Source organism: Rhizomicrobium palustre (assembly GCF_011761565.1).
Lineage (GTDB): Bacteria > Pseudomonadota > Alphaproteobacteria > Micropepsales > Micropepsaceae > Rhizomicrobium > Rhizomicrobium palustre.
The window spans coordinates 782,772-803,907 of the sequence record NZ_JAASRM010000001.1 but is presented as its reverse complement, the minus strand read 5'-3'; the positions used below and the strand labels follow the sequence as shown (position 1 = coordinate 803,907).

22 protein-coding genes are annotated in these 21,136 nt (G+C 60.4%); 6 read left to right on the top strand and 16 right to left on the bottom strand.

Annotation, left to right across the window (positions count from 1 at the left end; translation table 11 throughout):
• Positions 1–66: 66 nt before the first annotated feature.
• The 4 genes from glk to FHS83_RS03445 all read right to left on the bottom strand — a co-directional run bounded on the left by glk (position 67) and on the right by FHS83_RS03445 (position 4,289).
• Positions 67–1,047 carry a glucokinase gene (gene glk / locus FHS83_RS03460; protein WP_167080927.1) on the bottom strand — a complete coding sequence of 327 codons (981 nt, stop codon included), beginning with the start codon at positions 1,045–1,047 and terminating at the stop codon, positions 67–69.
• A 163-nt stretch (positions 1,048–1,210) separates the two neighbouring features.
• On the bottom strand, positions 1,211–2,416 hold the full coding sequence (locus FHS83_RS03455) for an ABC transporter permease (RefSeq protein WP_167080925.1): 1,206 nt from the start codon (positions 2,414–2,416) through the stop codon (positions 1,211–1,213).
• Positions 2,413–3,114: an ABC transporter ATP-binding protein gene (locus tag FHS83_RS03450; RefSeq protein WP_167080923.1), complete on the bottom strand. Its 702-nt coding sequence runs from the start codon at positions 3,112–3,114 to the stop codon at positions 2,413–2,415. The genes FHS83_RS03455 and FHS83_RS03450 overlap by 4 nt, the downstream gene beginning before the upstream one ends.
• A complete protein-coding gene (locus FHS83_RS03445) occupies positions 3,111–4,289 on the bottom strand; it encodes an efflux RND transporter periplasmic adaptor subunit (RefSeq protein WP_167080921.1) in 1,179 nt (392 codons plus the stop codon). Before FHS83_RS03445 ends, FHS83_RS03450 begins: the two co-directional genes overlap by 4 nt.
• 252 nt (positions 4,290–4,541) lie before the next feature.
• Here FHS83_RS03445 and FHS83_RS03440 point away from each other — a divergent pair, with 252 nt between their 5' ends.
• Positions 4,542–5,696 carry a hypothetical protein gene (locus FHS83_RS03440; RefSeq protein WP_167080919.1) on the top strand — a complete coding sequence of 385 codons (1,155 nt, stop codon included), beginning with the start codon at positions 4,542–4,544 and terminating at the stop codon, positions 5,694–5,696.
• A gap of 12 nt (positions 5,697–5,708) precedes the next feature.
• On the opposite strand, the gene FHS83_RS03435 is transcribed toward FHS83_RS03440, so the two are convergent.
• Positions 5,709–6,131 carry an Lrp/AsnC family transcriptional regulator gene (locus FHS83_RS03435; RefSeq protein ID WP_167080917.1) on the bottom strand — a complete coding sequence of 141 codons (423 nt, stop codon included), beginning with the start codon at positions 6,129–6,131 and terminating at the stop codon, positions 5,709–5,711.
• Positions 6,132–6,260: 129 nt separating this feature from the next.
• Here FHS83_RS03435 and FHS83_RS03430 point away from each other — a divergent pair, with 129 nt between their 5' ends.
• Both FHS83_RS03430 and rocD read left to right on the top strand, forming a co-directional pair.
• Positions 6,261–7,145 (top strand): dimethylarginine dimethylaminohydrolase family protein, encoded by an 885-nt coding sequence (locus FHS83_RS03430; protein ID WP_167080915.1) that lies wholly within the window; start codon positions 6,261–6,263, stop codon positions 7,143–7,145.
• Between the two features lie 16 nt (positions 7,146–7,161).
• Positions 7,162–8,394 (top strand): ornithine--oxo-acid transaminase, encoded by a 1,233-nt coding sequence (gene rocD / locus FHS83_RS03425; RefSeq protein WP_243846185.1) that lies wholly within the window; start codon positions 7,162–7,164, stop codon positions 8,392–8,394.
• Here the strand turns inward: rocD and FHS83_RS03420 are convergent.
• From FHS83_RS03420 to FHS83_RS03405, 4 genes are all read right to left on the bottom strand, one after another.
• A complete protein-coding gene (locus FHS83_RS03420; protein WP_208414203.1) occupies positions 8,361–8,786 on the bottom strand; it encodes an alanine-zipper protein in 426 nt (141 codons plus the stop codon). The genes rocD and FHS83_RS03420 overlap by 34 nt on opposite strands.
• Before the next feature lie 116 nt (positions 8,787–8,902).
• Positions 8,903–9,799: a lysophospholipid acyltransferase family protein gene (locus tag FHS83_RS03415; protein WP_167080913.1), complete on the bottom strand. Its 897-nt coding sequence runs from the start codon at positions 9,797–9,799 to the stop codon at positions 8,903–8,905.
• A gap of 3 nt (positions 9,800–9,802) precedes the next feature.
• Positions 9,803–10,171 (bottom strand): DUF423 domain-containing protein, encoded by a 369-nt coding sequence (locus tag FHS83_RS03410; protein ID WP_167080911.1) that lies wholly within the window; start codon positions 10,169–10,171, stop codon positions 9,803–9,805.
• Complete coding sequence (locus FHS83_RS03405; RefSeq protein ID WP_167080909.1) at positions 10,168–11,409, bottom strand: M20 family metallopeptidase; 1,242 nt, start codon at positions 11,407–11,409, stop codon at positions 10,168–10,170. Before FHS83_RS03405 ends, FHS83_RS03410 begins: the two co-directional genes overlap by 4 nt.
• A gap of 83 nt (positions 11,410–11,492) precedes the next feature.
• Between FHS83_RS03405 and FHS83_RS03400 the strand changes: the two genes are divergently transcribed.
• Entirely contained in the window at positions 11,493–12,260 is a 768-nt protein-coding gene (locus FHS83_RS03400) for an alpha/beta fold hydrolase (protein WP_167080908.1), read from the top strand.
• Positions 12,261–12,329: 69 nt separating this feature from the next.
• Here the strand turns inward: FHS83_RS03400 and FHS83_RS03395 are convergent, their stop codons facing one another.
• From FHS83_RS03395 to FHS83_RS03365, 7 genes are all read right to left on the bottom strand, one after another.
• Positions 12,330–12,572 (bottom strand): hypothetical protein, encoded by a 243-nt coding sequence (locus FHS83_RS03395; RefSeq protein ID WP_167080907.1) that lies wholly within the window; start codon positions 12,570–12,572, stop codon positions 12,330–12,332.
• Between the two features lie 155 nt (positions 12,573–12,727).
• The gene (locus tag FHS83_RS03390) at positions 12,728–13,291 is read right to left on the bottom strand and encodes a PRC-barrel domain containing protein (protein ID WP_167080906.1); all 564 of its coding nucleotides are present in this window, start codon (positions 13,289–13,291) and stop codon (positions 12,728–12,730) included.
• 63 nt (positions 13,292–13,354) lie between these two features.
• A complete protein-coding gene (locus FHS83_RS03385) occupies positions 13,355–15,154 on the bottom strand; it encodes a cation:proton antiporter domain-containing protein (RefSeq protein ID WP_167080905.1) in 1,800 nt (599 codons plus the stop codon).
• 63 nt (positions 15,155–15,217) lie between these two features.
• Positions 15,218–15,793 (bottom strand): hypothetical protein, encoded by a 576-nt coding sequence (locus FHS83_RS03380; RefSeq protein WP_167080904.1) that lies wholly within the window; start codon positions 15,791–15,793, stop codon positions 15,218–15,220.
• 3 nt (positions 15,794–15,796) lie between these two features.
• Complete coding sequence (locus FHS83_RS03375) at positions 15,797–16,264, bottom strand: NUDIX hydrolase (protein WP_167080903.1); 468 nt, start codon at positions 16,262–16,264, stop codon at positions 15,797–15,799.
• Positions 16,264–17,253, bottom strand: coding sequence for an inorganic phosphate transporter (locus FHS83_RS03370; RefSeq protein ID WP_167080901.1), 990 nt, complete (start codon positions 17,251–17,253; stop codon positions 16,264–16,266). Before FHS83_RS03370 ends, FHS83_RS03375 begins: the two co-directional genes overlap by 1 nt.
• A complete protein-coding gene (locus FHS83_RS03365) occupies positions 17,250–17,894 on the bottom strand; it encodes a DUF47 domain-containing protein (RefSeq protein WP_167080899.1) in 645 nt (214 codons plus the stop codon). The genes FHS83_RS03370 and FHS83_RS03365 overlap by 4 nt, the downstream gene beginning before the upstream one ends.
• Positions 17,895–18,222: 328 nt before the next feature.
• Here FHS83_RS03365 and FHS83_RS03360 point away from each other — a divergent pair, with 328 nt between their 5' ends.
• Entirely contained in the window at positions 18,223–18,633 is a 411-nt protein-coding gene (locus FHS83_RS03360) for a DUF1810 domain-containing protein (RefSeq protein ID WP_243846184.1), read from the top strand.
• Positions 18,634–18,649: 16 nt separating this feature from the next.
• Entirely contained in the window at positions 18,650–21,130 is a 2,481-nt protein-coding gene (locus tag FHS83_RS03355; RefSeq protein ID WP_167080897.1) for a ligase-associated DNA damage response DEXH box helicase, read from the top strand.
• The last annotated feature ends 6 nt before the right edge of the window (positions 21,131–21,136 follow it).

Sequence of the window (21,136 nt, the reverse complement as noted above, 5' to 3'; positions counted from 1 at the left end):
AGGCAAAGAAAAACGCGCAGCCCGTTGGTTCGAGCTGCGCGCTTTTAAGGGTGAATTTAAAGGCTTCTAGCGCTTCACGAAGGCGCGGATCGCTGCCTCTGCCGAGCCCAGAAGGGCGGCATAGGGATGGACGATAACCTTGGTCGGGATGGGGCTGACATAGCCCACGAAGCGGCCCTTTTCCTCAAAGCCACGGCGGAAGGTGCCGTTGTTGAGCTCCTTGAGGAAGCGCGGGGCGATGCCGCCGCCAAGATAGATGCCGCCACGGGCGCCAAAGGCGAGCGCCATGTCACCGGCAAAGCGACCGTAGATGCCCAGGAAAACATCGAAGGCCTTGGCCGAGAGCGGGTCGGTGCCCGACTGGGCGCGCTTGGAGACTTCCGCCGGATCAAGCGGGGCGATATCGAGGCCTTTCAGCCGCGCCAGCGCCCAATGGATGTTGGAAAGGCCCGGGCCCGACAGGACGCGTTCGGTCGACACGCGGCCATAGCGCTCCTTCAGGACGGCCAGGATGGCATATTCCGTCTCGTCGACAGGCGCGAAGGCAGTATGGCCGCCCTCGGTCACCATCACGGCGCTGGAGAAGCTGTCCCGCACCAGGGCGGCAACGCCGAGGCCGGTACCGGCTCCGACCACGCCCACGGTCTCGCGGGGGCTATTGGGGAAGGGACCTCCAATATCGGCAAGATCGTCGCCGCTCAGATGCTCCACGGCATAGCCAAGCGCCGCATAGTCGTTGATGAGAAGTGCCTCACCAAAGCCACGCTCCTTCAGAACGGCCTCGCTGATCACCCATTGGCCATTGGTGAGTTTCACCACGCCATTACTGATCGGCCCAGCAACTGCGACCACGACGCAATCAGGAACGGGGCCACCCGCGGCCTTCAGATAGCCATCCACCACCTCTTCAAAGGTGGCATGATTGGCCCGGGGCAGGCTCTGGGGGGCGGAAATCTTTGGCGCGGTGTCTGTCAGATCGGCGATGGCGAGGCGGACATTGGTTCCGCCGATGTCGCCGACGAGGCAAGTCTTCGGAGTTTTCTTCACGGACGTCTCTCTCTGGAACGCTGTAGAGGCTACGGCAGTCTAGGTCTGCGGCGGACAATAGCATTAAGACAGCGCTGTCTCCGCCCGTTTGTCAGGCGTTTAAGCGCACTATCGTCGCAACTCAAGGCCTATCTGGCCTCCCCCAAAAATTGAACCCGTTCAGTTATTCGTGCCGCAGGGCCTCGATGGGGTCGAGCCGGGCAGCCCGCCTAGCTGGGAAAAAGCCGAAAGCAACACCTACTGTGGCGGAGAACAAAACGGCAATAACCACGATTGAGGGGCTGACAATGAAAGGCAATTTCAGGGCTGCAGTGGCCGCGAAGGCCCCCGCCAGCCCCAAAGCGATTCCCATCACCCCACCCAAGGCGCTCAAAACCACCGCCTCGATCAGGAACTGCAAGAGCACGTCCCGCTCCCGTGCCCCAATGGCAAGGCGGATGCCGATCTCGCGGGTACGCTCGGTCACCGAGACCAGCATCACATTCATGATGCCGATGCCGCCGACCAGAAGGCTCACCGCCGCAATGGCCGCCAGGAACAGGGTCAGAACCCCGGTGATGGTGGAAAGCACTTTGGCGAATTCGCGCTGGTCGCGGATATCGAAATTGTTGACCTGATTGGCGGCCAGATGGCGGCGCGCCCGCATGATGGTGAAGATTTCGTCTTTGGCCTTCGCAATACCGGCCTCGTTCTGCACCGCCAGCATGATTGCCGAAGCGTCATTATTGCCGGTCAGGCGGCGCTGCACGGTGCGGATGGGCATCAGCACATAATCGTCCTGGTCCTGGCCGAAGGTATTGAAGCCCTTGGTCTCCAAAAGCCCCACCACCTCGCAGGTGATCTTATTAAGCCGGATGCGCTGGCCCACCGGATCCTGTGCCCCGAAAACCTCCTTGCGGATGGTTTCGCCGATCACGCAGACCGACTTACCGCTGCGATCCTCGCTCACATTGAAGGCGCGGCCAGAGACGATCTTCCAATTGCGGGTCTGGAAATATTCCGAGGTCGCGCCCGTCACGGTGGTCAGATGGCTCTTGTTGCCCAGGATCACCGAGGCCGAGGTCTGGGTAATCGGCACGACATGCGACAAGTTCACCACTTCACGCCGCAATATCTCGGCGTCGGCAAGCTGAAAGGCAGGCGCGGGCACCATCACCCCACCATTGCCAGGCGTGCCGGGCACGAGGAAGAGCAGATTGTTGCCGATGGAGTAGATCGAATCCGTCACCGAGGCGGTGGCGCCATTGCCGAGGGTCACCAGCGCGATCACCGCGCCCACACCGATGATGATGCCAAGCGTTGTCAGCGCCGCGCGCATCAGATTGTTGCGGATTTCGCGCAAGGCCAGAATGAGGGCGTTCCCAATCATGCCGCGCCTCCAGTGGCCGTATCGGAATGGATTTGCCCGTCGCGGAAGCGCACCTGCCGCTTGGCATAGGCGGCAATGTCCTCTTCATGGGTCACAAGCACGATGGTGATGCCGCGCTCGTCATTCAGGGTGCGCAGCAAGGTCATGATTTCATGACTCATGGAACTGTCGAGATTGCCGGTAGGTTCATCGGCGAAGACCACGGCGGGCTCGCTCACCAGCGCGCGGGCGATGGCGACACGTTGTTGCTGGCCGCCGGAAAGCTGCGCGGCGGTGTGGTTGGCACGGCCGCCAAGTCCAACCTGCTTCAAGGCAGCGAGGGCGCGCTCTTTGCGCTCCTTGCGACCGACGCCGCGATAAACCAGCGGTAATTCCAGGTTCTCCGTCGCGGTGGTGCGCTTCAAGAGATTGAAGCCCTGGAAAATAAAACCAATCTGATAGCGGCGCAGCAATGCCCGCTCATCGCGCGACAGCGCGCCCGCGTCCTTGCCTTGGAAAAGATACTGCCCGCCCGTAGGCGTATCGAGGCAGCCCAGAATATTCATCGCGGTGGATTTGCCGGAGCCCGAAGGCCCCATCACCGCAACGAATTCGTGCTCCTGGATGACGAGATCGACCCCGGCGAGCGCGGCTACCCGAGCTTCGCCTTCGCCATAGATCTTCGTCACCTGTCGCAGCTCGATCAGAGGCGCGCTCATGGCTGGCCGGGCATCTTGGCGTCGGTGACAACCTGATCGCCGGGTTTGAGGTCACCTTTCACGACTTGGGTCGCGTGGCCATCCGAACCGCCCAGCTTGATGTCATGCGGCTTGAGCTTGTTGCTTTCGAGCGTCCAGACCCGTCCCATGCCCGGGCCGCCCGGCGCTGCCGCGACGCCCTTCACTTCGCTGGCCGGCGGGACAAAGCGCAGCGCCGCGTTCGGCACCAGCACCGAGGAAGGCAGATGTCCGGTGGCGATTTCCGCAGTCGCGGTCATACCGGGGCGGAGCAGAAGCTGGCTGTTATCCACCACCATCACGCCCTTATAGGTCACGACATTCTGCACCGTCTGCGAGGCGCTGCGCACCAGGATCAGCTTGGCGTCGAATTTGCGGTCGGGATAGGCGCCCACCGTGAAGCTTGCCGTTTGTCCGCTGCGCACCGTGCCGACATCGGCTTCGTCGATATCGACGTCGAGCTCCATTTGGCGAAGATCGCTCGCCAGGGTGAAGAGCACCGGCGTGCTGAAAGAGGCGGCCACGGTCTGACCCTTGGAGACCTTCCGGTCGAGCACCACGCCGTCGATGGGCGCATAGATCGCGGCTTTGGCGAGGCTGGTCTCGTATTGCTTGACCTGGGCGGAGCCAAGATCGACGCCCGCCTTGGCGCGCAGATAGTCGGCTCTGGCGGTGTCGTAATCTTGCTGGGAAACGTTGTTGGTCTTGATCAGGCTGGAAAAGCGCTTGGCCTTAGCTTCGGCCTGAATCAAGGTCGCCTGAAGCTGGTTGAGGGTGGCGCGCGATTGATCCAGTTGAGCCTGGATTTGGTCGGTGTTGATCTGCGCCAGCTTCTGACCCTTGGTTACATGGTCATTGTAATCAACATAAAGCTCGTCGATGCGGCCGGAGACTTCAGCACCGACATCCACTTGCACCCGTGGGGCGAGTGTGCCCGTTGCGCTCACGACCATGGTCAGGCCGCCGCGCGTCACCGGCTGAAAGGTATAATTGGGGTGTGGGCGAGGCCCGAACGCCACAAATAAGATAATCGCGAGGACGATCAGCCCTGCGAGAGACCAACCCCAATGGCGCAGGACCCATGGCCTTTTCTTGGCTTGGCTGTTGCGGTTACCGGCCTGCGGACCCCCGAAGGCCCCCCCAGAAAAATCGTTCACAATCCCCCCTCCGGGCATACTCCGCTAAGGAAGATAGGTGACGCCCGCCAGAACTTTAAGGGGGTAGGGCGCGGAATCTACGTCTTCTGATAGACGTGCCGGCAAAGCCGACCCCGGGGGCAAGGGTTAAGGCCCGGTCTGGAATTTACAATTCGTTGACTCCATTCCGTACTGTTGGACGCAAATTCCCGGTTTTGACTTTCCAGAAAGACCTTCGCCCCACATTGGGTTCACAAGATTGGGGTGATTGTTATGCGTGGTGCGGCGGCCTTTCGGGAGCGCAAGGAAGTGCGCAGCTTTCATAAGCTGCGGCGGACCAATTCTGGCCGGGTTCTTAATCTCATTGCGCTGAGCGATGCGGCGACAACGCTCAATTCCGGACCCAAACCCGCGGGCGTGTCGAGGCTCTTCCATAGTAATGCCCTTAACTACGCGATCCTGACCAAGCACAACATTCGTGACAACGAGCGTGAATTATTCGCGCGCAACCTCTTGGTCGCGACCAAGATCTTCATTCCCTTTGATCCGCGGCGTTTGGAAATCGGCGGGCGCTCCTTTTTCATCGAGGAGTTTCTTTTCAAGGATCATTTACGCGATCTGCTGCACATGGATCCCACTCTTGGCGATCCGCATGTCCTGCATGACGTCAAAATTTTAGAGGCATTGAGTCGCTCGCCCACCCTGGATGCTTTCATCGTCACCGAGTTCTTGCGCTCCGAAGGGCTGAAGGTCGAGCCGACTTTTTTTTGCGAAAGCTATTCCCTGGCGGCCAAGACCTCGGCGGAGGTTTTTCAGGTCTTCAAGCCCTTGGTGCAAAAGGCGCTTGGCAAGAGTGCCTCGCCCGAAGAGATGAACCGCTTTGTCGATCAGGTCTGGAATGTCTCGGCCTCATCCACCAGCAACCTGTTTCTTGAAGCCTTGCAGATACCGCGGGCTGAATGGGGCAATGTGATCTTCGCCTGGAAGGCGCTTATTTATTACGATCTGGTCTCGCGTGGCACCGCTGACCGTTTGCAGCGGGTCTTGCAGGTGTTGCAGGGAACGGTCACCAAAAGTCGCCCGACCATGATGATGATGCAGCACATCGAGGATTTGAAACGCGAGCTGGCGCGCAATCTCTACAAGCTCCACGAAGGCTCGACCGGTTATATTCAAGGCGCGCTGAGGCGGGTCGTTGATGTGATCCTGAATGGATCGCAGGCCAGTGAACTCACGGAGTCCTTACGCAACATGGCGGAGAACATCTCCGGCGTTGGCATGAATGTGGTGCTGTTCGATCAGGTGACGAGCTATTTGCTCTATCTCTATCCGCGCCCCAGTACACATCTCGTCGATGCCGAGGAGTTCGAGGCTGAATTGCAGAATCTCTGCGATATCGTCCAGCTTCGCGATACGGCGTTCGGCTAAGACGATCGGCAGCTAAAGGTAATAGGACGAGAGCAACAGGCTCGTCTCCGAAGCCGCCACGCCATTGATCTGGCGAATGCGATGCAGCACACGGTCGAAGCTCTGCAGGTTTTCGGTTGAAAGCTCGATCACCATGTCCCAGCGGCCATTGGTGGTGTGCACCGCGCTGACTTCGGGATAGCCCTTCAGCACCGAGAGGATGTGGTCGGAGCGCTCGCCCTCCACACCAATCAGCATGACGGCGCGGATGCGGCTGGCTTCGGCCTCCGCTTCGGCCTTGATGGTGAAGCCCTGGATAGTCCCCGCCGCGATCAGCCGGTCGATTCGGTTCTGCACCGTCCCCCGCGACACGCCCAGCGCCTTGGCAAGGCTGGCCACTGGCAGGCGGGCATTGCCGCGCAGGAGAGCGACGAGGTGGCGGTCGGTATCATCCATGGTTCTGGCGATTTGCTAAAATAGACTGACGTTCTGTCAGATATTAGCACAAAATTGGGCGACTTGCTGTCTTTCTGTTAGCACCCGCCGCGGGCATCATTTCCAAGTCTTTTGCTTGGGGAATACGGGATGCCCGACTTGAAGCCGACCTTGTTCATGGTGGAGCCGACCCATTACGAGGTCTCCTATGTCATTAACCCCTGGATGCAGCCTGGGGCCTGGCATGAAGACCCGGCGCGGCATCTGCGCGAAGCCGCCGCCGCCTCCGCCACTCTGAAACAGGCGCTGACCGAGGCCGGGGCCGATGTCCTCAGCATCCCTGGCGCGCCCGGCCTGCCCGATATGGTCTTTCCGGCAAATGCGGCTGTGGTGCTCAACCGCCGCGCCATTGTCGCCCGTTTTGCCTGTGCGGAGCGCCGCGGCGAGGAAGCTCATTTTCTCAAGGCCTTCCAGGATTTCAAGGCGCGCGGGTTGATCGATGAAGTGACCCAATATCCCGAAGGCGTTTTCCAGGAAGGCGCGGGCGATGCGATCTGGGACGACACCCGTCAGCATTTCTGGGCAGGCTATGGTCAGCGCACCGTGAAGGCTTCGCTCAAGATCACCGAAAATTTCTTCGATGTGCCGCTGGTGCCGCTCGAGCTGGTTAGCCCGCGCTTCTATCACCTCGACACCTGCTTCCTCGTCCTCTCCGGTGGTGAAGTGCTCTATTACCCGCCTGCCTTCTCCGACGAGGGGCACCAGACCATCGCTGCCGTTGCTGGCCGCGAGAATGTGCTCGAAGCGCGTGATGAGGATGCCGCTGGCTTCTGCGTCAACGCAGTGAATTTCGGCCGCGAGATCATCATGGCCCGCCCGCCTCAGCGTCTGAAGGCGGAGCTGGAAGAGCGCGGTTATCGCGTCCACGCGGTCGATCTTGATCCCTTCATTCTTTCGGGCGGCGGGGCCTATTGCATGACCTTGCGGCTCAACCGGCAGAGTGCGGCCATGGCCCTTGAGGAGGCTGCGGAGTAAGTAAAAGGAGGCGTTTATGGATAGGCTGACAACGCGGCAAGCAGAAGCGACGATGAGCTTCATCGCGCGTGAGAACACCTACGGAGCCTCCAATTACAAGCCCCTCGATGTCGTCTTAAGCCGTGGCGAGGGTGTCTACGTCTGGGATGTGGAGGGACGGCGATATCTAGACTGCCTCTCTTCCTATTCGGCGGTCAATCAAGGCCATTGCCATCCGAAAATCTTCGCTGCGATGATGGAGCAGGCCCAGCGTCTCACCATCACCTCACGTGCCTTCCGCAATGATCAGCTTGGCCTCTTCTATGAAGAGCTTTGCACGCTGACCCGTTCCCACAAAGTGCTGCCAATGAATTCCGGCGCCGAGGCGGTGGAGACGGCCTTAAAGCTCGCGCGCAAATGGGGCTATGAGGCCAAGTCTATCCCTGAGAATCGCGCGGAAATCATCGTCGCGTCGGAAAACTTCCATGGCCGTACGCTCGCAATTGTCGGCTTCTCCTCTGACCCCTGCTCGCGCGATCATTTCGGCCCCTTTGCGCCAGGCTTTGTCACGGTGCCTTTTGGCAATGCTGAAGCGCTTAAAGCGGCGATCACCAAAAATACCGCCGCGGTTCTGATTGAGCCTATCCAGGGCGAGGCTGGCGTAATCATCCCGTCCGAAGGCTATCTCAAGGCCGTCCGCGCGCTGTGCACTGAGAACAACGTGCTTCTGATTCTCGATGAAATCCAGACCGGCATGGGGCGCACGGGAAAACTTCTCGCCGAAGAGCATGAGGGCGTGGAAGCCGATCTCACCCTCATTGGCAAAGCCTTATCGGGCGGCTTTTATCCCGTCTCTGCTGTGCTTTCGAATGCGGAAGTGATGTCGGTGATCAAGCCCGGCCAGCATGGCTCGACTTTCGGCGGCAATCCGCTCGCCTGTGCGGTGGCGCGCGCCGCGATCCGTGTACTGGTGGAAGAAGACATGATTGGAAACGCCGCGCGCATGGGCGTTTATCTGATGGAGCGCCTAAAAGCCATCCGTTCGGATTGGATCAAAGAAGTGCGCGGGCGTGGGCTGATGATTGCGGTAGAGCTTCACCCGGAAGCGGGTGGCGCGCGGCGGCACTGCGAAGCGTTGGCTAACCGCGGCATTCTCTGCAAAGAGACCCATAGCCATACGCTGCGCATCATGCCGCCGCTTATCGTCACCCAGGATCAAATCGACGAGGCTATGCCTCACTTCGAAGCGGTCTTGATGGGCAACTTCTGAGCCGACGCCTGTTTCTTGTCATGGCGCAGCTCGGTTTTCTGCTGCGGCGTCGGGCAATTCTCGTTGGCCGGTGGCGTGGCTGCCGCGACATGACGGCGATGATGGCGCCGCATGGCCGAGCGTTGTTTTTTCTTCATCTCCTGATCGGAGATGTATTTGTCGATCTTGTCATTGGCCTGTTGGGCGAGCGTCATGGCATCGCCAGCCTGTTTGGCCGCGCCATCGGCGGTCGATTGCGCGCGATCCGCCGCGCCGCGCGCCGCTTTGGCATCGCTGTCCGCAAGATCTGCGGTGGACTGGGCATGTTCGACGGATTCCTTCGTGGCACAGCCGCTGAGCAACGTGCCCATTGCGATCACCGCCGCCATCGAAGCCAATTTCACAAAGCGCATGGTTACTCCCTTGCTCGCTTGTTCGGGGAGCGAGGATGGCACCGCGCCTCTAGGGCCGCCCGTGACTATCCGGGGGCCTGAGTGACAAAGTTGGGGCCGAAAACTTCCGCTAAAATTTAGCTGAGGCCTGGCACAAGCGTTCCTGGTGGTGGTGCGCTTTTGGGGCGGCGTTCGCGCGTCTTGGGCGGGTCTTCAAGATGCGCCCCGGCGCGATAGGTCTCCTCGCGCAAAAATTCCATCAGTGTCTTTCGATCCTTGATCGCAGCGAGTGTTTCATACGGGATAACATCTCCCACCGCCGCGCGCACTTCGCTGCCAAGTTTGTTGTGCACTTCGTGAAAGAGCAGCGACAGGCGCAAGGTGAGCGAGATGTGGCTGACAAGCTGGAAGAGGCGCGAGTTCTGGCCCGCGAAATAAAGCGGCGCGACCGGCGCTTTGCCGGTGGCGATCAGCTTGGCGGTGAAGGTTTTCCACTCGGAGTCGACAGCGCGCGAATGCCACCATTTGGGCGTGGTCGAAACCGCGCCGGCAGGAAAAATCAAAATACAGCCACCGTCTTTCAGATGCGCCAGGGCTTCATTGCGCGATTTGAGATTGGTGCGTACCGCCTCTTCGGTCTCGTTGAAATCGATCGGCAGCAGATAGGGGCGCAGAGGCTCGGCCTTACAGATCACCGCGTTGGTGAGCACCTTGAAATCGGGCCGGGCCCGTCCAGTGATGGCGCAAGAGACAATCCCATCGAGCACGCCATAAGGATGATTGCACACCACCACCAATGGCCCCGTCTTCGGCCAGCGCGCCAGTTTTTCAGCGTCGTAAGAGACTTTCATCTCTAATAAGCGCACCGCTGCGTCCCAAAAGGTCTCGCCTTCACGCAGCGTGAAGTTCTGATAAAGCCATAAGAGGTATGGCTGGCCCGTAAGGTGCTCGATCGTGTGGATGAGGAACTTCTTGAAGGGCGGATCGTTGGGATCCGCATAGGAGAAGGCGTCGGCCCCCACCATCTCAACCATGGATCATTCCCCGCGCTTCAAAGCTCCCGCCGCCAGCATTGCCCAACCGGCCAGGAAGGCAACCCCGCCAAAGGGTGTAATAATGCCAAGCTTGTGCATGCCTGAAAGGGCAAGGGCATAAAGCGAGCCCGAAAAGAGCACGATACCGCCGAGAAACAGCCAGCGCGCTAGGCGAATGGGCTTATTCTCGGGTGTCAGCGCCGCCAAGCCCAAGGCGAGGGCATGAATGAGTTGATATTGCGCGCCAGTCTTGAAGACCTCCAGCAGGTCGCTGGAGAGGCTCTGCTTCAAGGCATGGGCGGCGAAAGCACCCGCCGCCACGCCGATAAATCCATTCGCGGCGGCGATTGCCAGCCAGCGTCTTGCGCTCAACAGCACCCGCAGCCCCCATGATGATGCTGATGCGAAACCTCCTGCACCGCCAGGCGGGAAAGTTCCGCTGAAGCCGCGAAATCCGATTTCACCCGCACCAGAAGGTGGGTATCGGCCATCATATCGAGGGCGGTGAGCGCCAGCGCCTTGGCCCCGTCGAGCACGGCCTGATCGCCCGCATCCGCTGCCGCCCAATGGGCGAAGTCTGGGTGATGGATGATCACATCCGATGGCGCCACGGCCAGCATGGGATGAATGGAGGGTACGCGATGGCTGACATTACCCATATCGGTCGAGCCCGCGAAGCCTTGCGGAATATCTTCCATCTTGAAGAACTGGCGCCCCAGCGCCTCGGCATGTTTCTGGAATTCCTCCGCCAGGGGCCAGTTGGTTTTGAGGTCGAGATAATCCGCCCCGGTCCATTTCAGTTCCAAGCGGCAGCCGGTGGCGAGCGCACCCGCTTCGAAGCAGGCGACCACGCGTTTCTTCAATACCGTCAGATCATGCACATCCGGCGCGCGGATGAAGAAGCGGCAGGCGGCGCGCTCTGGCACGATATTCGGGGCCATACCGCCATCAGTGATGATGCCGTGAATGCGCTCGCTGTTGCGGATATGCTGGCGGAGCTGCGCGATAGACGAATAGGCTGTTATCACTGCATCTAGCGCATTCAGCCCGCGAAACGGCATCGCCGAAGCATGCGCCGCTTTGCCGTGATAAATGGCTTCGACATCAGCCACGGCAATTGTTGGCATGGTCATCAAATTCATATTGGCGGGATGGATCATCATCGCCGCATCCACGCCATCGAACGCGCCATGACGCGCCATCAATTCCTTGCCGCCATGCGCTTCTTCCGCGGGCGTGCCGAGATAACGGACCTTGCCCGGCAGCCCGATCTTCGAGAGCGCCACCGCCGCGCCATAGCCAATCGCCGCAATCACATTATGGCCGCAGGCATGGCCGATACCGGGCAGGGCGTCGTATTCGGAGAGGATGGCGATGGTTGGTCCATCCGCTTTGCCAAACTCCGTGGCGAACGCGGTGGGCATGCCATAGGCCTCGCGCGTCACCGCCATGCCATGCTCGCTTGCGGCATCGGCGAGGCGCGCGCTGGCCTTGAATTCCTGCAGCGAGATTTCGGGCTCGCTATGAATGGCGTGCGAAATGCCGATCAACTCGCCTTTCAAGGCGTCGATGGCGGAAATCACATCGCGGCGCAAAGAGTCGATGGACATCGAAAGCTTAATGCTCAGGCGGACCACGCGTCTATCATAGCCGCTCTTGCCCCCTTTTGGGGAAGACTCTATTTGCTAGACCCATGACGAGCCACGCCCCCGATCAAACTGCTATCGCCCCCGATGGGGTCCATCTTGCCTGGTCCAGCGTAGGGGCGGGCGATCCGGTTGTTTTGGTGCACGGTTTTGCCTCTTCCCGCGATCAGAACTGGGGCTCAACGGGTTGGATTGATCGTCTGGTGACCGCCGGTTATCGCGTCGTCAGCTTTGACTGCCGTGGCCATGGCAAAAGCGACAAGCCGCATGATCCCGCGGCCTATGGCGAAAATCTGGTCGGCGATATCGTCGCTGTGATGGATGCCGCTGGCATCTCCAAGGCCAAGGTGATGGGCTATTCGATGGGGGCGATCCTGTCGATCCGCCTAGCCGTGCTGCACCCAGAACGCGTGGAAAAAGTCGTGGCGGCGGGGATTGGCGAGAATTATTTCGGCGAGGCCGCCGATTGGGGCCTCAAGGTTGCCAAAGGTCTTCTCACAGACGATCCACAACAGATCGAGGATGACGAAGCGCGCAAATTTCGCATTTTCGGGGGGCAAAAAGGCAAAGACCGCGTGGCGCTCGCTGCCTGCATGACAGCGAACCGGCCGCGCTCCACCCCGGACGAACTGAAAAAGATTGCGGTTCCGGTGCTGGTGGTGGCGGGCGAGACAGATACGCTCGTCAAATCACCCTTCAGCCTCGCCGCGCATTTTGCGCATGGACGGGCGGTGGTACTGCCCAACAAGGATCATATGACTGCGGTCGGTGATCCTGGCTATAAGCGCGCGGTATTGGATTTCTTTGCCGCCTGAGGTGCGCGGCGGAGGAGGTCTATTCGCACGCGTTCGGCCGCGTCTAAACCTCCCAAACCGTGACGGGGCTTAAAGCCCCCGGCCTTCGCCTTTCGGGCGGCCCAGCGCGAAGTCTCTGATTTCGTCAGAGAGGTCGAGGAAGGTATTGGCGACATCTTCCAACAGCGCCGCCATCTCGATCGGCGGCATGGCTTCGGTGTCCGCCAAGCGGCGAACAGTTTCACTTTGGATTTCCATTACTTGGTGTATATACTGGCGATACGCGTCGAGGCTCTTCGGCTCCGAACGGATAGGCGTTTCCGTAATCAGCATGATGTGCTCCCCTAGATGAGGGCAATGATGCACACGCGCGCGAGCACTCGATAGCTACAAATATTTAGAGCCGCTCTTCACCGATGTTGAGGATACCGGTATCAAAAGCCCGTTTTTCTAGGAAAACTGGCGTACCTGTCAGTCTCTCGTGTGGCTTAGTATTGCTCAGCGGACATGCTAACCAAATCGTGATGCGCGAAGTCCGTTACCAAAAGACGATCCTCGGTATCGAATTTCAGATCGCCGCGCTCGATCCAGACATGCTTGCTGCCGCCGTCCATCGCGACCCGCACAGCCTGAATGCGCCCATCGGTGCGCGCCAGACCTTCCACGTGACCGACCCGCGTGCCGCTTGAGGTTTCCACCGGCGCGCCCATCACGCTGTCGCTATCGACGAAGCTGAGTTTCTCATAGCGCTTGGGCCATTCGCCGCGCTGATACCGGGCGCGCTCCGCCGCATAGCGGTCCTTGGCGGCGAGGTAGCGTATCGCGTCCTGGTCATAGGCCGCTTGCTGCTGCTGATAATGGGCTTGCTGCTGGTTATAGCGATCCTGCGCCGCCTGATACTCGGCGTCCGCTTTGGCATTGCCCGCGGCCACGCTCCGGTTGAGCTGATCGGTTCGCGCTTCTTCTGGGGCCAAGCTCTGGGTCTCGGCATAGGCGCCGTAAAGTGCCGTGCCGCTCAGGAAAGTCAGAGCTAAAAGCAGATTTTTGCGCATTGTCTCCTCCGTCTCATGCTCCAGCAAAAAAACGGATGGAGATGTGCGGTGGTTCCGCTTCCTTTAAGTTACCCGGCCGTGCTTGCGGCGGATGGCGTAGCTTTCGCTGCGGCCGGCCTCGCGCGCGGCCTTCTGCAGGGCGCCGCGGAAGACGTCGCGCTGTTCATGGATGGCGGCAATGGCAAGCCCGGTCGGCACGCCCAGTCCCACCAGCGCCGCTTCGGAAAGCTGCAGCGAGGCTTCGATGGTTTCGGGCACCGCATCGCTCGCGCCCACCGAATAAAGATGGCTCGCATGCAGTGCGTCCTTGGCGCGGGAAACGATCAGCACGTCAGGACGCTGCGCCCGCACTTCGGCGACAATCGCATCAATGCTTTCGCGCGCATTGATGGTGATGATCACGCCGGTGGCCTTATCCAGGCCGCATAAACGCAAGTAATCGGGATCGGCGGCGTCGCCGAAATAGACCGTATCGCCGGCCCGCCGCGCGCGGGTCACCACATGGGGATCGTAATCGGTGGCGACGAAGGGAACGTCCAGTTCCTTGAACAGCGAACTCACCACCTGTCCGACGCGGCCATAGCCGACGATGATGGCATGGGCTTCATCCTCCGGCGGCTTGATGGCGAGCTTGGGGTCGGTGACGGTTTCATCGTGCAGCTTGGTTGCGATCTTTCGGCCCGCAGCCGCCAGAAGAGGGGTCAGCGCCATGGTGATCGCCACCGCCGCCAGGATGAAGCCGGTTACGCGCGGATTGATCAAATGCAGCCCTGCCGCCATGCCAAGGCCCACGAAGGCGAATTCGCCGCCGGGTCCCAAGAGAAGCCCGGTTTCGATCGCTGAATGCCAGGAGAGGCGATAAAGCCGCCCCAGCAAGGTCAAAACGATAGCTTTGGTAACGATCAGCCCGACCACGCAGGCGACGAGCAGCAGGGGCTCGCGCAGCATTTCGCGAAAATCGATCGACATGCCCACGGTGAAGAAAAAGATGCCGAGGAGCAGGCCCTTGAAGGGCTCGATGGTCGCCTCGATAGATTTGCCGTATTCGGTTTCCGCCAGCAGGATGCCTGCCACGAAAGCGCCCAGCGCCATGGAAAGCCCGGCCGCATGTGCGATCACGCCAGAGAAGACGATCACAAACAGCACCGCGGCGATGAAGATCTCCGTAGAGCGGGTGGAACCGACCAGGCGGAACAGCGGCTTTGCCGCCACCCGGCCGAGCACGATGATCACCGTGATGGCCGCCGCCGCTTGCAGAAGGGCGCGGGCAAGGGTCATCCACACCGGTCCGTCGCCGCCACCGCCCGCGATGGCGATGAACATCAGGATCGGCACCACGGCGATATCCTGGGCGAGCAGTACCGCGAAGCTTGCGCGGCCCACACTCGTTGCCATCCTGCCCGCCGAGGAGAGAAGTTCCAGCACGATGGCGGTCGAGGAGAGCGACACGCTCATGCCGATGACAAGGGCGACGGTCGAGGGAACCTCCATGGCCATGGCGATGGCCGCCACCACGATAGAGGTCAAAACCACCTGCATGCCGCCCAGGCCCAAGATGAGGCGGCGCATGGTTCTGAGACGCTGGAACGAAAGCTCCAGCCCGATCATGAAAAGCAGGAAAACGATACCGAGTTCGGCGATGCCCGAGACATGGCTCTGATCTACGACCGTGAACCAATAAAGCGCCGGAATCTGATGAATAAAGGCACCAAGCCCCAGGGGGCCCAATATCGCGCCGGCTAAAAGATACCCGAGCACCGGTGAAACGCCCGATTTTCGCACCAAAGGCACGATCACGGCGGCTGTGCCGAGCACAACAAGAGCGTCGCTATAACTGGCGATATCGGTTGATGCTGATGCCATTCTCTCTCCTCTTACGTGAAGAGAATGGGGCCTTGGTGCCGATCGCGCAACAAAAAGCGTCGGTTATTTATCTTCGTGACGTACGACCAGCCAGCTTTCGTCATCGTAGCAATTGACCGCGATATGACGAATGCCGCGTGAAAGCCGGGCAAAAAGATCATCCGGCTCGTCTTCGGCTAGCGCACGGATTTTCTCCGGCGGCATTTCACTGACATATGCGAGCTTCAAATAACTGACCACGAAAGCGCGATAATCCCAGATTAGCGCAGGCGAGACGGTCGAAATGTCATAAACGTAATTCAGGCTGCCGAAGATGGTCACCAGCTCCTCGGGCAGTTCGCCGACGTAATCAAGGTCGCTGACCTGCGCGAAGGGGTCGGCCAGGATCAGGCTTTGCAGCTTGGCGTTTCGCTGTTTCAGGAAGTGCAGATAGGCGACGAATTCTGCATTGGCGCCCTCCTGGCTTACTACCCCGCCGCTGTCGAGATCGGGCAATGTGAGGGGATCGGCGAAATCGGGCACGAACACCACCGGCTCCCAGATCGCTTCTTTACGGAAGGTGCTCGCCAGTCCGCCCGCCTCGTCGAGCTTGGCGGAGATGTAGTCCAGACCTTCGTCTTCAAGCCTTAAGGCGACCATGGGTTATTTACGTCTCATTTGGCTGTTGATGCGGCTAGCAAAGCGGCGGATCAGGGCCTTGAGCTGGCTCTCATGCACCGAGGCGATGGCGTCCGGCACCGATACCCAGCGCCGCTCGCGCGCGTCCATCTCGGCCCAATCGTGCTCTTCCAGAGCGACTTTAAGCGGAAACACTTCCACGCGGCAGGAAATCTGGTGCCCGTTGCGCATGGTCTTGGCGTAGCGGTATTGGCCGATGGCGCGGGCGCTGATCTCACCGAAAACGCCTGCCTCTTCCTGCGCCTCGCGGGCGGCGGCGTCTTGGGGCTTCAAGCCGTCCATCGGCCAGCCTTTGGGAATGATCCAACGGCGGGTGCGGCGCGAGGTGACGAGCAGGATTTGCACTTCGTCACCGCGCAGGCGCCAGGGCAGGGCGCCATATTGAATGCCAGTCGTTTTGGTGGGGGCGAGCTTAAGCTTGCCGCCCGCCATTAGAGCCATCCGTACACGTGATAGGCTATGGCACCGATCAGGGCGGCTGCGGGCATGGTGACGAACCAGGCCACCACGATGTCCTTGGCCACGTTCCAGCGCACCGCCGAGGCGCGTTTTGCTGCGCCCACGCCGATAATCGCACCGGTGATGGTGTGGGTGGTCGAGACGGGGATGCCAAGGCCGGTTGCCAGGAACAAGGTGATCGAGCCTGCCGTTTCGGCGCACACCCCTTGGAAGGGTGTCAGCCGGGTAATGCGTGAACCCATCGTTTTGACGATACGCCAGCCGCCGCAAAGTGTTCCCGCGGCCATCGCCGTCTGGCAGCTTAACACGACCCAGAGCGGCACATGAAAACCGCCCTTGAGCGCGCCGTGGGCGAAGAGCAGGGCGGTGATGATGCCCATCGTCTTCTGCGCATCATTGCCGCCATGGCCGAGCGAATACATCGAGGCCGAGAAGAACTGCACCTTACGGAACAGCCCGTCGACGCGGGTCGGATTGGAGCGGGCGAAGAACCAGGAGAAAATCGCCACCAGGATCAGCGCCAACAGAAGGCCGATCGCGGGGGAAAGGAAAATCGCGCCCACCGTTTTGGAGAGCCCCTGCCACATGATGACTTTGGTGCCAGCATGGGCGACGCCCGCGCCCAGAAGTCCGCCCACCAGCGCATGCGAGGAGGAGGAGGGGATGCCCGCCAGCCAAGTGATGATGTTCCAGCAGATCGCGCCAATCAGCGCGCCGAATACCACCTGATCAGTGATCACGCCTGGGGCCACGATGCCGGTGCCGATGGTCTTGGCCACCGAAATCCCGAACACAAGGAAGGCGACGAAGTTGAAGAAGGCCGCCCACAACACCGCCCAGCGCGGGCTTAAAACCCGGGTGGAAACGATGGTGGCGATGGAATTGGCCGCGTCATGCAACCCGTTCAAGAAATCGAACGCGAGGGCGGTGACGATCAAGCCGATAAGCAGAAAGTCGCTCATGCTTGCTCGATGGCGATGCCGCTGATGCCATTGGCGACGTCTTCGAAGCGGTCCATGACCTTTTCAAGATGGTCATAGACTTCCGCGCCGACGATGAAATCCATCGCGTTGCCTTGGCGGTGTTTCGCGAAAAGGGCTTTGAGGCCGAGGTGATTGAGTTCGTCCGCGGCATCTTCCAGCCGCATGATCGCTTCGGTCACCGCATTCACCCGTGCCGTATCCTGGCGCAGCGCCCCCAGAAGCGCGACCGCCTCGATGGTGAGCTTGGCGGCATCGACGATGAGATCGCCCATCTGCGCCATATGGGGTTCGAATTCCTTGACCTCGTAAAGCAGGATCGCGGTGCAGGTCTTCTTCATCTGGTCGATGGAATCGTCCAGCGCCGTGATCAGCGTCTTGATATCGCCGCGGTCGAAGGGGGTGATGAAGGAGCGCCGCGTCAGGTTGAGCACGTCCTGGGTGATGATATCGGCCTGGCTCTCGCGCTCGAACACCTTGGCGCAGCCTTCGGCGATATCCATGCGGTTGTTCAGCACTGCCCGCAGGGCCTCGGCGCCATCCAGGATGGTGCGCGCGTGGCGGTTGAACAGGTCGAAGAACCTGTTTTCTTGGGGCATAAGTATTTGAAACCAACCGAACATGCGCTGTGCCCTAAACATTTAGGCGCCTGCCTTGGCCGCAAGGGCTTCAGGCGGGGCGCGAAGGATCGCGAAAACCGCGCGGCCTTTGCCCGACTCACGCGGCTTTAGTTTGGCAATATGCGGCAAAGATGGTGCCGCCGTGCATTTTACCGCCCCGAAATCCGGGAAATCCCCAGTTTTTACGTGCGGGGCAGGGCTTTTCGCCGCAAGGGTGTTCCGGCCCCGGTCGCATTTACCAGTCCGATGCCATAGGCTTGTGGTCCGGTATTATTCGCCCGCTGATCGATTTTTGGGTTCTAGCGTTCCGTCCTCTCTCGCGGAGATGGCCATGAACGGCGATTTGCAGCGTTTTGTCGATGCCCAGAACCGGGTCATGGCCGAGGTGCGCAAGGAACTCACCGCCGGGCGAAAGCTGAGCCATTGGATGTGGTTTGTCTTTCCCCAGATCAAGGGTCTTGGCCACAGCGCCACCGCTCAGCGTTATGCCCTTGCCGGGTTGGAGGAAGCGCGCGCCTTTCTCGCCCATCCGGTCCTTGGGCCCCGCCTGCATGAATGCGTCCGCCTGGTGCTGGCGATCAAGGCAAGGTCGCTTGCGGAGATTTTCGGCACCCCTGACGACCTCAAATTCCGCTCGTCCATGACCCTTTTTGCCCGCGCCGCGGATGATCCTTTGTTTAGCGAGGCATTGGACCGGTTGTGCAATGGCGAGGAAGATCCGGAGACGCTGAAACGGATTTGATGTTATCCTCACCCAAATGCTCGCGCCTGCTTTTCCGTTATTGCCGGATACATTTGCCCGCTGGTTCGCCTCCCGTGGCTGGAGCCCGCGGGCGCATCAATTGGCCCTGGTGGAAGAGGCGGCGCGCGGCAATTCCGTTCTGCTCGTGGCGCCCACCGGCGGCGGCAAGACTCTCGCGGGATTCCTGCCCAGCCTCATCGCGCTGGAACAGAAACGTAAATCCAGCGCTCTGCACACGCTCTACATCTCGCCCTTGAAGGCACTGGCGGTGGATGTAGCGCGCAATCTTGAAACCCCCATCGCGGAAATGGGTTTGCCCATCAAGGTGGAAACCCGCACCGGCGATACGCCTGCAAGCCGCCGCCAGCGTCAGCGCTATTCCCCGCCTGATATTCTTCTGACTACGCCCGAACAATTGACGCTGCTCCTCGCCCATTCCGGCGCGCCGCGCCTTTTTGCGAGTCTGAAAACCGTGGTGTTGGATGAACTCCACGCTATCCACAATTCCAAGCGCGGTGATCTTCTCGCCCTCTGCCTCGCGCGGCTTTCCACGCTCGCGCCCGGTCTTCGTCGCGTTGGCCTCTCGGCGACGGTTGCTGATCCAAAACCCTTGCAGCGCTATTTGATGCCTCAGCCGGAAGGCGGCGAGGTGTTATCGGAGCTCGTGCGCGGTGGCGTTGGTGCGGTGCCCAAGATCGGCATTCTGGCCTCGGAAGAATACGTGCCCTGGGCCGGGCACCTGGCGCGTCACGCCATGCAGGATGTGATGACGGCGATCAAAAAAGCCAAGACGACACTCGTCTTCGTCAACACCCGCCGTCAGGCCGAGCTTACCTTCCAGGATCTCTGGCGCATCAACGAAGAAAATCTGCCCATCGCCTTGCATCACGGTTCGCTTGCGCCCGAGCAACGGCGCAAGGTGGAAGCGGCGATGGCGCAAGGCCGCTTGAAAGCGGTGGTCTGCACCTCCACCCTTGATCTCGGCATCGATTGGGGTGCGGTCGATAATGTCGTCTGCATCGGTGCGCCCAAGGGCGCCGCGCGTCTGGTGCAGCGTATCGGCCGCGCAAATCACCGTCTCGATGAGCCGAGCCAGGCTTTGCTCGTGCCCGCCAATCGGTTCGAGGTGCTCGAATGCGAAGCGGCGCGCGAGGCGGTGATCGCGGGCGAGCTTGACGGTGACCGCTTGAAGCGCGGCAGTCTCGACGTACTCGCTCAGCATGTTCTTGGCATGGCCTGCTCGGCGCCGTTTTCGGAAGATGAGCTTTATCGCGAGGTGGTTTCCGCCTCGCCCTATCACGGTCTGCCGCGCGAGGATTTTTCGCGGGTGGTCGATTTCGTGGCGACCGGCGGTTATGCCCTGAAACGTTATGACCGCTATGCCAAGCTGCGCAAAATGACTGACGGCCCCTCTTCGACAGAAAAGTGGCGGCTTGCTCATCCCAATCTCGCCCAGACTTATCGTCTCAACGCGGGCACGATTGTCGAAGACCCGATGATCGACATCCGTCTGCAATCCAAAGGTAAGCCCGTCGGTGTTGGCGGGCGCACGCTGGGTCAGATGGAAGAATACTTTGTCGAGCAGCTCGCGCCGGGCGATACTTTCGTTTTCGCGGGCGAAGTGCTCTCCTTCCACGGCATTCACGAAGACGCCGCTTATGTTTCACGCACCAATGATCCGGAAGCCGAAATTCCCTCCTACAACGGCGGCAAGTTTCCGCTTTCCACTTTCCTCGCACAGCGCGTGCGCGAGATGGTGTCAAATCCCAAGAGCTGGCACCTCTTGCCGGACCCGGTGCAGGAATGGCTGAAGATTCAGGAATGGCGCAGCGTCATCCCGCAGGCCGGTCAATTGCTGGTCGAGACGTTTCCGCGCGGAAACAAGTTCTATCTCGTCTGCTACCCCTTCGAAGGCCGCCTCGCGCATCAGACCTTAGGCATGCTGGTGACGCGCCGCCTAGAGCGTTTGCGCCTCCAGCCCACCGGTTTTTGTGCCAATGAATATGCGCTCGCGGTATGGGGGCGGCGCGACATGTCCGGCGTCGATCTCGGCGCGCTATTCGATGAAGACATGCTCGGCGATGATCTTGATGCTTGGCTCGCTGAATCCAATCTCTTCAAGCGCACCTTTCGCAATTGCGCGGTGATCGCTGGCCTGATTGAGCGCCGCTCGCCGGGCAAGGAAAAGACCGGGCGGCAGGTCACCTTTTCCACCGATCTCATCTATGACGTGCTGCGCGAGCATGAGCCTGATCACATTCTGCTGCAAGCCACCTATCAGGACGCGGCCACCGGGCTTCTTGATGTCGCGCGCCTCGGTGACATGCTGAAACGCGTCAAGGGCCGCATCATCAGCCGCAATCTCGAGCGTGTCTCGCCGCTTGCCGTACCCGCGCTTCTTGAAATCGCCAAGGAGATGGTGGCGGGCGAAGCGCAGGAAGAAATCTTGCGCGAAACCGAAGAGTCTCTCGTCGCCGATGCGATGCGGATGGATTAGTCTCAC